This window comes from Pseudomonas sp. HMSC076A11, from assembly GCF_001810205.1.
GTDB lineage: Bacteria > Pseudomonadota > Gammaproteobacteria > Pseudomonadales > Pseudomonadaceae > Pseudomonas > Pseudomonas aeruginosa.
Map to the genome: position 1 here is coordinate 8,073 of NZ_KV800312.1, position 13,051 is coordinate 21,123.

At 67.5% G+C, this 13,051-nt stretch carries 13 protein-coding genes; 10 read left to right on the forward strand and 3 right to left on the reverse strand.

What is annotated here, in order from left to right:
* Positions 1-60 precede the first annotated feature (60 nt).
* Together HMPREF2716_RS17790 and moaA are read right to left on the reverse strand one after the other, a co-directional pair.
* Positions 61-390, reverse strand: a complete 330-nt coding sequence (locus tag HMPREF2716_RS17790) for a low molecular weight protein tyrosine phosphatase family protein (protein WP_003087185.1) — start codon at positions 388-390, stop codon at positions 61-63.
* A gap of 184 nt (positions 391-574) precedes the next feature.
* Entirely contained in the window at positions 575-1,570 is a 996-nt protein-coding gene (gene moaA / locus HMPREF2716_RS17795) for a GTP 3',8-cyclase MoaA (protein WP_003083204.1), read from the reverse strand.
* Positions 1,571-1,804: 234 nt separating this feature from the next.
* Here moaA and HMPREF2716_RS17800 point away from each other — a divergent pair, with 234 nt between their 5' ends.
* A complete protein-coding gene (locus tag HMPREF2716_RS17800; RefSeq protein ID WP_003087183.1) occupies positions 1,805-2,455 on the forward strand; it encodes a TetR/AcrR family transcriptional regulator in 651 nt (216 codons plus the stop codon).
* A 67-nt stretch (positions 2,456-2,522) separates the two neighbouring features.
* The gene (locus HMPREF2716_RS30055) at positions 2,523-2,786 is read left to right on the forward strand and encodes an SDR family oxidoreductase (RefSeq protein ID WP_223719866.1); all 264 of its coding nucleotides are present in this window, start codon (positions 2,523-2,525) and stop codon (positions 2,784-2,786) included.
* A gap of 42 nt (positions 2,787-2,828) precedes the next feature.
* On the opposite strand, the gene HMPREF2716_RS17805 is transcribed toward HMPREF2716_RS30055, so the two are convergent.
* Positions 2,829-3,260 carry a GlcG/HbpS family heme-binding protein gene (locus HMPREF2716_RS17805; RefSeq protein ID WP_003083199.1) on the reverse strand — a complete coding sequence of 144 codons (432 nt, stop codon included), beginning with the start codon at positions 3,258-3,260 and terminating at the stop codon, positions 2,829-2,831.
* Positions 3,261-3,588: 328 nt separating this feature from the next.
* Between HMPREF2716_RS17805 and gcl the strand changes: the two genes are divergently transcribed.
* The 8 genes from gcl to HMPREF2716_RS17845 all read left to right on the forward strand — a co-directional run bounded on the left by gcl (position 3,589) and on the right by HMPREF2716_RS17845 (position 13,015).
* On the forward strand, positions 3,589-5,364 hold the full coding sequence (gcl, locus tag HMPREF2716_RS17810) for a glyoxylate carboligase (protein ID WP_003087182.1): 1,776 nt from the start codon (positions 3,589-3,591) through the stop codon (positions 5,362-5,364).
* A 95-nt stretch (positions 5,365-5,459) separates the two neighbouring features.
* Positions 5,460-6,242, forward strand: coding sequence for a hydroxypyruvate isomerase (hyi, locus tag HMPREF2716_RS17815; protein WP_003087181.1), 783 nt, complete (start codon positions 5,460-5,462; stop codon positions 6,240-6,242).
* A gap of 74 nt (positions 6,243-6,316) precedes the next feature.
* Positions 6,317-7,207, forward strand: a complete 891-nt coding sequence (locus HMPREF2716_RS17820) for a 2-hydroxy-3-oxopropionate reductase (RefSeq protein ID WP_003087180.1) — start codon at positions 6,317-6,319, stop codon at positions 7,205-7,207.
* Positions 7,208-7,503: 296 nt separating this feature from the next.
* Positions 7,504-8,769 carry a glycerate kinase type-2 family protein gene (locus HMPREF2716_RS17825; RefSeq protein WP_023518530.1) on the forward strand — a complete coding sequence of 422 codons (1,266 nt, stop codon included), beginning with the start codon at positions 7,504-7,506 and terminating at the stop codon, positions 8,767-8,769.
* A gap of 1 nt (position 8,770) precedes the next feature.
* The gene (gene pyk / locus HMPREF2716_RS17830) at positions 8,771-10,204 is read left to right on the forward strand and encodes a pyruvate kinase (protein ID WP_003083183.1); all 1,434 of its coding nucleotides are present in this window, start codon (positions 8,771-8,773) and stop codon (positions 10,202-10,204) included.
* Positions 10,205-10,570: 366 nt separating this feature from the next.
* A complete protein-coding gene (locus tag HMPREF2716_RS17835) occupies positions 10,571-11,485 on the forward strand; it encodes an urea transporter (protein ID WP_003083180.1) in 915 nt (304 codons plus the stop codon).
* 65 nt (positions 11,486-11,550) lie between these two features.
* Positions 11,551-12,402 (forward strand): ion transporter, encoded by an 852-nt coding sequence (locus HMPREF2716_RS17840; protein ID WP_003083179.1) that lies wholly within the window; start codon positions 11,551-11,553, stop codon positions 12,400-12,402.
* The gene (locus tag HMPREF2716_RS17845) at positions 12,389-13,015 is read left to right on the forward strand and encodes an HD domain-containing protein (RefSeq protein WP_003122930.1); all 627 of its coding nucleotides are present in this window, start codon (positions 12,389-12,391) and stop codon (positions 13,013-13,015) included. Before HMPREF2716_RS17840 ends, HMPREF2716_RS17845 begins: the two co-directional genes overlap by 14 nt.
* Positions 13,016-13,051: the final 36 nt, after the last annotated feature.

A 13,051-nucleotide genomic window follows, 5' to 3' on the forward strand; every position in this document is an offset into this window, starting at 1 on the left:
GCCCTTCCCTCGGGCCGGACTTCGTCCGGCTTCTTTTTTTCCGCTCGCGGTCCGCACCACTCAGTCCCGCCGAAGGAAAGGCCCCGCCTTGCGCTCCAGCAGATGCAGCAATTCCGCCTGCATGTAGGCGTAGTCGTCCGGGATATCCAGGCAGACCAGGCGCTTGCCTTTCATCGCCGCGGCGTGCCGGCGCAGCAGCGCCTGCCGGTGGCGGCGCTCCATGACGACGACCAGCGTCGCCCACTCCAGTTGCTCCCGCTCCAGGGGCGTCTCGGCGTCCGCCGCCAGCCCGGCGGAATCGGTCTCGACGCCCGGCCAGTCGGCGAACAGCCGTTCGGCGCTGGGACTACGCAGGCGGTTGCGGCTGCAGATGAACAGGACCCGGTGCATGGGAGGCTTTCCTTTGCTGGCGCGGCAGGCAGCATGACTTCTTCGCCGCGTTTCGGCGTTGCGCCGCGTCGCTTTTCCCGGGACGGGGCAGCGAGCGGTGCGTGCCGGAACACGGTCACCCGGGTGGCATGGGGGAGGAAGCGGCGGATGGCGCCGTTGGTGCCATCGTCCCAGGAGGATACCGTCAGCCGCCGGTCATGCTCATGAAACGCAGCACCTGGACCTGCTCCTGGGCGTCGAAGTGATGCCGCTCCGGCTTCAGGTTCAGCGCCGCCACCAGTGCCGCGCTCAGGCGCTCGCGGTCGCCGGGATGGCTGCGCAGCAGTTCGCGCAGGTCGAGCGCCCCCTCGTGGCCGAGGCAGAGCACCAGCTTGCCCTCGGCGGTGACGCGCACGCGGTTGCAGTCGCCGCAGAAATTATTGCTGTGAGGTGAGATGAAGCCGATCCGGCTGGGCTCGTCGCCGATCTGGTAATACCGCGACGGCCCGCCGCTGCGCGCCAGGCTCGGGGTCAGCGGCCAGCGGCGCTCGATGATCGCGCGGACTTCGTCGCTGGTGCAGAGGGTCAGTTCGCGACGGTGGCTGGTGATGCTGCCCAGCGGCATTTCCTCGATGAAACTGATGTCCAACTGGTTGGCCAGGGCGTACTCGACCAGGTCGAGGATCTCGTCGTCGTTGCGGCCCTTCTGTACCACGCAGTTCAGCTTGATCCGCTCGAAACCGGCTTCGCGCGCCGCCTGGATGCCGTCCAGCACCTGCTCCAGGCGATCGCTACGGGTGAAGGCGGCGAAGCGTTCGCGCTGCAGCGAGTCGAGGCTGACGTTGAGGCGGCGGACGCCGGCGGCCTTCAGCTCGGCGGCGCGCTCGCGCAGTTGCGAACCGTTGGTGGTGATCGCCAGGTCTTCCAGTTCCGCACGCTGCCCCAGGCGTGCCAGCAGGCCGGTGATGCCCTTGCGCACCAGCGGCTCGCCGCCGGTGATACGAATGCGCCGCACGCCGAGGCCGATGAAGGCGTCGGCCACCGCGTAAAGTTCCTCCAGGCTGAGGACCTGGTCGCGGGGAAGGAACTGCATGTCTTCGCTCATGCAGTAGGTGCAGCGGAAGTCGCAGCGATCCGTCACCGACAGGCGCAGGTAGGTGATGCGACGGCCGAAGGGATCGACCAGACGGGAATCGGACATAGTGACTCGTTCTGTTCCGGGGGCTCGCCCGGCGCTCGGTGGGTGAGTGCGAGCGGGCGACTCGATACCCCTAACGAATACTCCAAATACCGGAAAATGTATAGGGCAAATGAACCGGCGGGTCAGGATTTCCCGGGCCTCCGCCTCGCTCGCACCTTGCTTGAGGGGCGCTCCGGGCGGGTGCTACCATCCTCGGCTTCCTGCCGCCGTTGCAGCAATGAAGAACAAGGACTGATGACCAGCATCCGCGAGCGCAACAAGCGCCTGATCCTCCGCGCCGCCAGCGAGGAATTCGCCGACAAGGGCTTCGCGGCGACCAAGACCAGCGACATCGCCGCCCGCGCCGGCCTGCCCAAGCCCAACGTCTACTACTACTTCCAGTCCAAGGAAAACCTCTATCGCTGCGTGCTGGAAAGCATCGTCGAGCCGCTGCTGCAAGCGTCGGCACCGTTCCGCGTGGAAGACGACCCGCTGCTCGCCCTGCCCGCCTACATCCGCTCGAAGATCCGCATCTCCCGCGAGCTGCCGCATGCCTCCAAGGTCTTCGCCAGCGAGATCATGCACGGCGCGCCGCACCTGCCGAAGGAATACCTCGACGAACTGAACGCCCAGGCCCAGCGCAACGTCACCTGCCTGCAGACCTGGATCGACCGTGGCCAGCTCGCCCCGGTGGACCCGCATCACCTGCTCTTCGCCATCTGGGCGGCGACCCAGACCTATGCCGACTTCGATTGGCAGATTTCCATCGTCACCGGCAAGGAACAGCTCAGCGACGCCGACTACGACGCTGCGGTGGAAACCATCACCCGCCTGGTCCTGAAAGGCTGCACGCCCGACGGGCAATCCGGCAAGAGCGCCGGCCGGCTTCGGCCGCTGCCGCTCTGACCCGCCCCAGCGCCGGCTTCGCACCGAGCGGCGTGACGCGGTATTCGACCCGCGGCGGCAGCTCCGCATACACCTCGCCTGGACGCTATCGGCGGAGTTGCTCGAGCGCGGTATCCGGGTCAACGCCCTGAGCCCGGGGCCGACCCGGACGCCAGCGCTGGACAAAGCCGCTACCGATCTCGAGGCCACCCAGGCGCTGAGGGAGAAGATTGGCCGGGACGCCTGGGGGAGCCGCTGGAGATCGCCAGTGCCGCGCTATTCCTGGCCTCGAACGAGCCCCGCTGCAGGTATGGCACGGAGAGCCTGGTGGATGGCGGCGTACGCCACCTGAAGAAGGGAGCGAAGGCCCGGTCCTGGTGAGCAGGCCGCAAGCTCAACCGGCGTCGGGCACCAGCCCGACCGCCAGCACGCCCTGGATCGCGCATTGCTCGTCGATATCCGACGTATCGCCGCTGATACCGACCGCGCCGACCACCTCTGCCTTGTCGTTGCGAATCAACACCCCGCCCGGCGCCGGAACCAGATTGCCATGGGCCAGGGTGTTCACCGCGGAAATGAACGAAGGCCGCTGCTGTGCATCCGCCGCCAGCAGCCGCGACGACTTGCCCAGGGCCACGGCGCCCCAGGCCTTGCCGATGGCGATCTGCGGTCGCAGCATGCTGGCGCCGTCCTCGCGCTGCAGCGCCACCAGGTGGCCGCCAGCATCGAGCACCGCGATGGTCAGGGGCGCGGTGGACAGCTCGCGCCCCACCGCCAGCGCCTGGCGGGTAATGCCCAGCGCGGTTTCCAGACTGATGGTGGTCATGGTCGTTCCTCTCGAGTTGTTAAGGCTAGAAATCGGGAAACCACCCGCTATGCGGGCGCGTTCGAAAATTTGTACCCAATCTAGTAGCCGACCGGCCCTACGAAAGCAACATTCCAGAACAATATGAACATAATTTTGTATACATTTTTTCAAACGCTGGTTTTATAAGCCAGCTAACAAAAATTGTAATTCATTGTTTTTATTATGGAAAAATTGATTTCAGCGACTTTTTCCAGCGTATACAACCCATCTTGACCTTGCGCTCCCCCTCTGCCTAGAATCGTTCCAACTTTTGTACACAATTAGTATAAGAACGAGGAACAAAACGATGGCCAGAATGAGAGCAATCGAAGCCGCCGTACTGGTGATGCGCCGCGAAGGCGTGGATACCGCGTTCGGCGTCCCCGGTGCCGCGATCAACCCCATGTACGCCGCGCTGAAGAAGATCGGCGGCATCGACCATGTCCTGGCCCGTCACGTCGAAGGCGCCTCGCACATGGCCGAGGGCTACACCCGTACCAAGGCCGGCAACATCGGCGTCTGCATCGGCACCTCCGGCCCTGCCGGCACCGACATGATCACCGGCCTCTACTCCGCCTCCGCCGACTCCATCCCGATTCTCTGCATTACCGGCCAGGCACCGCGCGCCCGCCTGCACAAGGAAGACTTCCAGGCGGTCGACATCTCCAGCATCGCCGCGCCGGTGGCCAAGTGGGCGACCACCGTGCTGGAACCGGCCCAGGTCCCCTATGTATTCCAGAAGGCCTTCCAGCTGATGCGCAGCGACCGGCCCGGCCCGGTACTGATCGACCTGCCGTTCGACGTACAGATGGCCGAGATCGAGTTCGACATCGACGCCTACGAGCCCCTCCCGGTGAGCAAGCCGAAGGCCACCCGGGTCCAGGCCGAGAAGGTCCTGGCCATGCTCGACGAAGCCGAGCGCCCGCTGCTGGTGGCCGGCGGCGGCATCTTCAACGCCGACGCCGCCGAGCGCTTCCGCGAATTCGCCGAGCTGACCGGCATCCCGGTGATCCCGACCCTGATGGGCTGGGGCGTAATCCCCGACGACCACCCGCAGATGGCCGGCATGGTCGGCCTGCAGACCTCGCACCGCTACGGCAACGCCACCCTGCTGGAATCCGACCTGGTGCTCGGCATCGGCAACCGCTGGGCCAACCGCCACACCGGCAGCGTCGAGGTCTATACCGAAGGTCGCCGCTTCATCCATGTCGACATCGAACCGACCCAGATCGGCCGGGTGTTCATGCCCGACCTGGGCATCGTCTCCGACGCCGGCGCCGCCCTCGACGCATTCCTCGAAGTGGCCCGCGAATGGAAGGCCGCCGGCAAGCTGAAGTCGCGCGCCGCCTGGCTGGAAAGCTGCCAGCAGCGCAAACGCACGCTGCAGCGCAAGACCCACTTCGACAACGTGCCGGTGAAACCGCAGCGAGTCTACGAAGAGATGAACGAGTTCTTCGGCAAGGATGCCTGCTACGTCAGCACCATCGGCCTGTCGCAGATCGCCGGCGCACAGTTCCTCCATGTCTACCAGCCGCGCCACTGGATCAACTGCGGCCAGGCGGGCCCGCTGGGCTGGACCATTCCCGCCGCGCTGGGGGTGGTCAAGGCCGACCCGAGCCGCCAGGTGGTGGCGCTCTCCGGCGACTACGACTTCCAGTTCATGATCGAGGAACTGGCGGTCGGCGCGCAGTTCAAGCTGCCCTATATCCACGTACTGGTGAACAACTCCTACCTGGGCCTGATCCGCCAGGCGCAGCGCGGCTTCGACATGGACTATTGCGTGCAGCTGGCCTTCGACAACATCAACGCCCCCGAGCTGGAAGGCTACGGCGTCGACCACGTCGCGGTGGTCGAGGGCCTGGGCTGCAAGGCGATCCGGGTGTTCGACCCGAACGAGATCGGCGCCGCCCTGGCCAAGGCCCGCGAACTGATGCAACAGCACCAGGTGCCGGTGGTGGTCGAGGTGATCCTGGAGCGCGTCACCAACATCTCCATGGGTACCGAGATCAACGCCATCAACGAGTTCGAGGAACTGGCCGAGAAAGGCGCCGACGCGCCGACCGCCATCTCGCTGCTCGACTGATCGCCGGCCTTTCCCGGAGGCGCGGACGGTGCGTGCGGCACCCCGCCCCCGGCGAAAGGCCTCCCGAACGTTTGACCGAACGATAGGAGCAAGACATGCCCCGTTTCTGCGCCAACCTGTCCATGCTGTTCACCGAGGTGGATTTCCTCGAACGCTTCGACGCCGCCGCCAAGGCCGGCTTCGCCGGCGTCGAGTACCTCTTCCCCTATGACGTCGAGGCCGAGGCGATCAAGGCCCGCCTGGAAGCCAACGGCCTGGAGCAGGTGCTGTTCAACCTGCCGGCCGGCGACTGGGCCAAGGGCGAGCGCGGCATCGCCTGCCACCCGGATCGGGTCCAGGAGTTCCGCGAGGGGGTCGACAAGGCCATCGCCTACGCCAGGGTGCTGGGCAACCGCCAGGTGAACTGCCTCGCCGGGATCCGGCCGCAGGGGCACGACTGCGCCAGCGTCGAGAAGACCTTCGTCGACAACCTGCGCTACGCCGCCGACAAGCTGGAAGCCGCAGGCATCCGCCTGGTCATGGAGATGATCAACACCCTCGACATCCCCGGCTTCTACCTGCAGAACACCCGCCAGGCCCTGGAGATCCGCGACAAGGTCGGCAGCGCCAACCTGTTCCTGCAATACGACATCTATCACATGCAGATCATGGAAGGCGACCTGGCCCGCACCCTGGAAAACCAGCTGGCGGCGATCAACCACGTGCAACTCGCCGACAACCCCGGCCGCCACGAACCGGGCACCGGCGAGATCAACTACCGCTTCCTCTTCGAGCACCTGGACCGCATCGGCTACCAGGGCTGGATCGGCTGCGAGTACAAGCCGGCCACCACCACCGAAGCCGGCCTCGGCTGGATGAAGACGCACAACGTCGTCTGATCCGCACCCACGAACAAGACGCTCCCGCCTCCCTGCGCGGAGCCACTCGACAGACAGAACCAGGAGACACTCTCATGGCCAAGATCGGATTCATCGGCACCGGAATCATGGGCAAGCCCATGGCGCAGAACCTGCAGAAGGCCGGCCACAGCCTGTTCCTTTCCACCCACCACGACGCCGCTCCGGCCGACCTGCTGGAGGCCGGCGCCATTGCCCTGGCCAACCCGAAGGAAGTGGCCCAGGAAGCCGAGTTCATCATCGTCATGGTGCCGGACACCCCGCAGGTCGAGGATGTGCTGTTCCGCAAGGACGGTATCGCCGAGGGCGTCGGCCCGAACAAGGTGGTGATCGACATGAGTTCGATCTCCCCCACCGCCACCAAGGGCTTCGCCGAGAAGATCAAGGCTACCGGCGCGCAGTACCTGGACGCCCCGGTCTCTGGCGGCGAGGTCGGCGCCAAGGCGGCGACCCTGAGCATCATGGTCGGCGGCTGCCCGAACACCTTCGAACGCGCCCTGCCGCTGTTCCAGGCGATGGGCAAGAACATCACCCGCGTCGGCGGCAACGGCGACGGCCAGACCGCCAAGGTGGCCAACCAGATCATCGTCGCGCTGAACATCCAGGCGGTCGCCGAGGCCCTGCTGTTCGCCGCCCGCAACGGCGCCGATCCGGCCAAGGTGCGCGAGGCGCTGATGGGTGGCTTCGCCTCCTCGCGGATCCTCGAGGTACACGGCGAACGCATGGTCAAGGGCACCTTCGACCCGGGCTTCCGCATCAGCCTGCACCAGAAGGACCTAAACCTGGCCCTGGCCGGCGCCCGCGAGCTGAACCTGAACCTGCCCAACACCGCCAACGCCCAGCAGGTGTTCAGCACCTGCGCGGCCATCGGCGGCAGTAACTGGGACCACTCGGCGCTGATCAAGGGCCTGGAGCACATGGCCAACTTCTCGATCCGCGACGAGTGATCCGCAGTCCGCGCGGGCCGTCACCCCGCGCGGAGCGACGAACCCCTTTTCGAAGGGCTCGGGGAGAGGAACGGTCGGCGAACTCCGGTGTTCGCCGCCGCCCTCTTCCTTCCCCGCCCACAAGGCGGGGTAAAGGAAGCGAACGCCCGGCCGGGAGATTCACGGCCTCTGCGTCCGGGCGCCTCGCTTCCATTCCCCAGTTCCCGCCGGCGCGGGTGCTGCGGAATGGAAGCGTCGACGACGCTGCGACCGCCGGTCCGACCGGCGGCACGACAACAAGAAATTCGGAGCCTGTCATGAGTACCGATCCACGCGCCTTTCTCACCGAGCTGTTCAATACCGCGGTGGCAGCCGGCCATCCCTACCAGGTGCTGGCCGACCACCTGCCGGAAGATCGCAGCGGGCGCGCCATCGTCATCGGTGCCGGCAAGGCCGCCGGAGCCATGGCCGAAGTGGTGGAGAAGCACTGGCAGGGCGAGATCCAGGGCCTGGTAGTGGCGCCTTACCGCTACGGCGCGCAATGCAGTCGCATCGAGGTGGTGGAAGCCTCCCATCCGGTGCCCGACGACGCCGGCGAGCGCGTCGCCCGTCGCGTGCTGGAACTGATCAGCGGCCTGAACGAGAGCGACCGGGTGATCTTCCTTCTCTCCGGCGGCGGCTCCGCACTGCTTTCGCTGCCTGCCGAAGGCATCGGCCTGACGGACAAGCAGGCGGTGAACAAGGCGCTGCTCAAGTCCGGCGCCGCCATCGGCGAGATGAACTGCGTGCGCAAGCACCTCTCGGCGATCAAGGGCGGTCGCCTGGCCAAGGCCTGCTGGCCGGCCAGCGTCTATACCTACGCGATTTCCGACGTTCCCGGCGACGAGGCCACGGTGATCGCCTCCGGCCCCAGCGTCGGCGACCCGACCACCTCCGCCGACGCCCTGGCGATCCTCAGGCGCTACGCCATCGACGTGCCGCAGAACGTCCTCGACTGGCTCGCCGACCCGCGCTCGGAAACCGTCAAGCCCGACGACCCGTGCCTGGCGCGCAGCCACTTCCAGTTGATCGCCACGCCACAGAACGCCCTCGACGCAGCAGCGGTGAAGTGCCGCGCGGCCGGCTTCTCGACGCTGATCCTCGGCGACCTGGAGGGCGAGGCGCGGGAAGTCGCCAAGGTCCACGCCGGCATCGCCCGGCAGATCCGCAAGCACGGCCAGCCGCTGGCGGCGCCCTGCGTGATCCTCTCCGGCGGCGAGACCACCGTCACCGTGCGCGGCAACGGTCGCGGCGGACGCAACGCCGAGTTCCTCCTCAGCCTCACCGCCGAGCTCAAGGGCGAACCGAACATCTGGGCCCTGGCCGGCGACACCGACGGCATCGACGGCTCGGAAGACAACGCCGGCGCGCTGATGACGCCCTGCTCCCATGCGCGCGGCGAAAAGGCCGGGCTGAAGATCCGCGACGAGCTCGACGACAACAACGGCTACGGCTATTTCCAGGCCCTCGGCGACCTGCTGGTGACCGGACCGACCCGCACCAACGTGAACGACTTCCGCGCCATTCTCATCCTCGAGTCCTGACATGACAGCCGACAAGAAAGCCAAGATCCTTGCCACCCTCGGCCCGGCCACCCGCAGCCGCGACGATATCCGTGCCCTGGTGGAGGCCGGCGCCAACCTGTTCCGCCTGAACTTCAGCCACGGCGACTACGCCGATCACGCGCAGCGCTTCGCCTGGGTGCGCGAGGTGGAAGCGGAGCTGAACTACCCGATCGGCGTGCTCATGGACCTGCAGGGTCCGAAGCTGCGAGTCGGCCGCTTCGCCGCCGGTGCCGTGCAATTGCAGCGTGGGCAGACCTTCACTCTCGACCTCAGCGACGCCCCCGGCGACGAGCGGCGGGTCAACCTGCCGCATCCGGAGATCATCCATGCCCTGGAACCGGGCATGAGCCTGCTGCTGGACGACGGCAAGATCCGCCTGGAAGTGGTCAACTGCCACAGCGACGCCATCGAGACCCGCGTGGCGGTGGGTGGCGAGCTGTCCGATCGCAAGGGCGTCAACGTGCCGGAAGCGGTGCTGCAACTCAGCCCGCTGACCGACAAGGACCGCCGCGACCTGGCCTTCGGCCTGGAACTGGGGGTCGACTGGGTGGCGCTGTCCTTCGTGCAACGCCCGGAGGACATCGACGAGGCCCGTGGGCTGATCGGCGACAAGGCCTTCCTCATGGCCAAGATCGAGAAGCCCAGCGCGGTGAGCGCCATCGAGGCGATCGCCGAGCGCGCCGACGCGATCATGGTGGCGCGCGGCGACCTCGGCGTAGAGGTGCCGGCGGAGAGCGTGCCAGGCATCCAGAAACGCATCGTCCAGGTCTGCCGCCAGCTCGGCAAGCCGGTGGTGGTGGCCACCCAGATGCTCGAGTCGATGCGCTTCTCCCCCGCCCCGACCCGCGCCGAGGTGACCGACGTAGCCACCGCGGTGGGCGCCGGCGCCGACGCGGTGATGCTCTCGGCGGAAACCGCTTCCGGACAATACCCTCGCGAGGCGGTAGAGATGATGGCGAAGATCGTCCGCCAGGTGGAGGCCGAGCCGGACTACCACGTCCAGCTCGAGGTCAACCGTCCGCAGCCCGACGCTACCGTCTCCGATGCGATCAGCTGCGCGATCCGCCGGGTCAGCCGGATCCTCCCGGTGGCGGTGCTGGTGAACTACACCGAGTCGGGCAACTCGACCCTGCGCGCCGCCCGCGAGCGGCCCAAGGCGCCGATCCTCAGCCTGACCCCGAACCTGCGTACCGCGCGGCGACTGACCGTGGCCTGGGGCGTGTATTCGGTGGTCAACGAGCAACTGGCGCACGTCGACGAGATCTGCTCGACCGCCCTCGACATCGCCCTGGCCCAGCGCATGGCGCGCCGCGGCGACACCGTGGTGGTCACCGCCGGCGTGCCGTTCGGTCGCCCCGGCTCGACCAACATGCTGCGCATCGAGACCGTGGCGCCGCCGCTGGGAGATCTCTGAAGCAACGAGTTCGGTCCGGCTCGCGCCGTCCCCCCGGGCATGCGGGTCGGGCCACCCTTGTCTCTCTCGGATGGATGGGGCCGGAAATACGGGGCCGCGTCTCCATCCATCCGGGAAAGACCTTCTTGTCGGACCATGGCCTCCCTCGCGCACTCCCATGCAGGCCATGGACATTCAAGGCCTCCGGTTCAACTCCTGCCGGAGGTCTTTTTTTCTTCTTGGAACGCCCTGCATGCATGACCCTCGCCTGGCCTTCTCGTCCGGGGTGCGTCGCCCCCGCGCCAGACCCTACAATGACCGCCCCCGCCCCTCGCGCAGGCCTGGCATCTCCGTGCCTGCCGAGCGGTCCTTGCCGCACTGACCGCCATGCCCCTGCAATCTCTCCTCAATGCATCCCGAATCCTCCTGCGCGGCATCAGCCAGGTGTTCCTCCAGGGCGACCCACGCCTGGGCCTGGCCTGTCTGCTGGCGATCGCCGTCGGCGCGCCGCCGCTGCTCGCCGGCGCCCTCCTTGGCGGCGCCCTCGGCCCGTTGCTGGCGCGCCTGTTGCACTGCGCCGACAGCGACATCGAGGCCGGGCTGTACGGCTACAACGCCGTGCTGATCGGCATGCTGCTGGCATTCCGCTTCGCCTGGTCGCCGGGGCTGGTGTCGCTGGTAGCGCTCGGCTGCCTGGCCAGCGTGGCGTTGCAGCGCCTGTTCCTGCATGGGCTGCGCCGACGCCGCTGGCTACCGCCCTATACCCTGGGCTTCGTCCTCAACGGCTGGTGGCTGGTGCCCCTCGGCGCCTGGCTAGGCCTGGCCCCGGCGGCCCATGGCGGCTGCTTCAGCTGCGCCTGGAGCGGCACGGCGGAGCTGGCGGCGCTAGCGCTGGGGATCGGCGAGATCATCTTCCTCGGTGAACCGCTGGCAGGGCTGCTGGTCTGGCTCGGCCTGCTGCTGGTCTCGCGTCCCTCCGCCGCCTGGGCCCTCGCCGGCGCCGCGGCCAGCCTGCCGCTGGCCTGGCTGCTGGGCTACGACTGGGCGAGCGCGCTCGCCGGGTTCTACGGCCTGAACGCCGCCCTTGCCGGGCTGGCCCTGGCCTTGCGCTACCGCAGCGTCTGGCCGCCACTGCTCGGCATGGGCCTGGCGGTGGCGCTGCAACCGCTGTTCGGCCTGCTCGGCCTGCCGGCGCTGACCGCACCGTTCATCCTCGCCTGCCTGCTTTGCATCGGCGGCGAGCGCCTGTACCTGCGCCTGGCCGGCAGCCTCGGCGCGCGCCTCGGCCGGCGACGCTCCTGAGCGGGGGAACGCTGGCGCCGGCGGGCTAGTCTGGTAAGGTGCCGCATCCATCATCAGGAGCCACGATGAGCGCACCCGACAGCTGGCGCGAACGCCTCTACATCGTCATCTTCCAGACCGACACCCGCGACGGCCGGCGCTTCGACAGCGCGCTACTGCTGGTGATCCTGGCCAGCCTGCTGGTAGTGATGATCGACAGCATCGACGAGATCCACCAGGACTACGGCGACCTGCTGGCCTACATCGAATGGGGCTTCACCGGCATCTTCCTGGTGGAATACCTGCTGCGCCTGTACTGCTCGCCCAAGCCGCTGCGCTATGCCTTCAGCTTCTACGGCCTGGTCGACCTGCTGGCGATCCTCCCCGGCTTCCTCGCCCTGCTCTACCCCGACGCCCAGTACCTGCTGATCGTCCGGGTGATACGCATGCTGCGGATCTTCCGCGTGCTCAAGCTACGCCAGTACCTGAGCCAAGCCAATTTCCTGCTCACCGCCCTGCGCGGCAGCAAGCAGAAGATCATCGTGTTCTTCCTCACCGTGATGACCCTGGTCACCGTGTTCGGCGCGCTGATGTACGTGGTCGAAGGCCCGGAGCACGGTTTCACCAGCATCCCCCGCGGCATCTACTGGGCGATCGTCACCCTGACCACGGTCGGCTTCGGCGACATCACCCCGAAGACCCCGCTCGGCCAGGCCATCGCCAGCCTGGTGATGCTCACCGGCTACTCGATCATCGCGGTGCCCACCGGGATCTTCACCGCCGAACTCGCCACCGCGATGCGCCAGGACCCGGCCAACCTGTTACAGCGGGATTGCCCGGTGTGCCGCAAGGCGACCCACGAAGTGCAGGCGGCATTCTGCTGCCGCTGCGGCAACCCGTTGTTCCCTCGCGAGGAAGGCAGCCATGGGAAGTCTTGACCGGCAGCGCTGGGACGCCCTCTGGCAGCGACTCGGCGGCAACCCGCCGGCGGATGCCTTCGACGCGCTGCTGGCGGCCTATGGCGGGGCCGACCGGCACTACCACAGCGATCGCCACATCCTCGCCTGCCTGGAGCACTTCGACCGCTGGCGCCAACTGGCGCTGCGGCCGGACCTGGTGGAGCTGGCGTTGTGGACCCACGACCTGGTCTACGACACCCAGCGCCAGGACAACGAGGCCGCCAGCGCCGCCAGCACCGAGCACTGGCTCGACCAGGCCGGGCTGGCGGCGCTGCGGCCGGCCCTGCGCGAACTGATCATGGCCACCTGTCACCAGGCGCCGCCGGGAGACGCCGACGCAGCCCTGGTGGTGGATATCGACCTCGCCATCCTCGCCGCGCCGGCGCCGGTCTACGCGCGCTACGAGGCGGACGTCCGCGCCGAATACGCCTGGGTGCCGGAACCGCTGTTCCGCGCCGGGCGCGGCAAGTTGCTGCGCCAGTTGCTGGAGCAACCGGCGCTGTACCACTGCGAACCGCTACGGCAACGCTGGGAGGCCGCCGCCCGCGCCAACCTGCGCGGTGCCCTGGAGCGCCTGGAACAGCCGGCCTGAGCCGCACGGGAAAATTTCTTCGCGCCGCTTAACCCG

Excerpts from the sequence above, each read along its gene's own strand:
- HMPREF2716_RS17840 (WP_003083179.1), top strand. The coding sequence starts at position 11,551 with ATGAGCGCACCCGACAGCTGGCGCGAACGCCTCTACATCGTCATCTTC.
- gcl (WP_003087182.1), top strand. The coding sequence starts at position 3,589 with ATGGCCAGAATGAGAGCAATCGAAGCCGCCGTACTGGTGATGCGCCGC.
- HMPREF2716_RS17800 (WP_003087183.1), top strand. The coding sequence starts at position 1,805 with ATGACCAGCATCCGCGAGCGCAACAAGCGCCTGATCCTCCGCGCCGCC.
- hyi (WP_003087181.1), top strand. The coding sequence starts at position 5,460 with ATGCCCCGTTTCTGCGCCAACCTGTCCATGCTGTTCACCGAGGTGGAT.
- HMPREF2716_RS17805 (WP_003083199.1), bottom strand. The coding sequence starts at position 3,260 with ATGACCACCATCAGTCTGGAAACCGCGCTGGGCATTACCCGCCAGGCG.
- HMPREF2716_RS17820 (WP_003087180.1), top strand. The coding sequence starts at position 6,317 with ATGGCCAAGATCGGATTCATCGGCACCGGAATCATGGGCAAGCCCATG.
- moaA (WP_003083204.1), bottom strand. The coding sequence starts at position 1,570 with ATGTCCGATTCCCGTCTGGTCGATCCCTTCGGCCGTCGCATCACCTAC.
- HMPREF2716_RS17790 (WP_003087185.1), bottom strand. The coding sequence starts at position 390 with ATGCACCGGGTCCTGTTCATCTGCAGCCGCAACCGCCTGCGTAGTCCC.
- HMPREF2716_RS17825 (WP_023518530.1), top strand. The coding sequence starts at position 7,504 with ATGAGTACCGATCCACGCGCCTTTCTCACCGAGCTGTTCAATACCGCG.
- HMPREF2716_RS17845 (WP_003122930.1), top strand. The coding sequence starts at position 12,389 with ATGGGAAGTCTTGACCGGCAGCGCTGGGACGCCCTCTGGCAGCGACTC.
- HMPREF2716_RS17835 (WP_003083180.1), top strand. The coding sequence starts at position 10,571 with ATGCCCCTGCAATCTCTCCTCAATGCATCCCGAATCCTCCTGCGCGGC.
- pyk (WP_003083183.1), top strand. The coding sequence starts at position 8,771 with ATGACAGCCGACAAGAAAGCCAAGATCCTTGCCACCCTCGGCCCGGCC.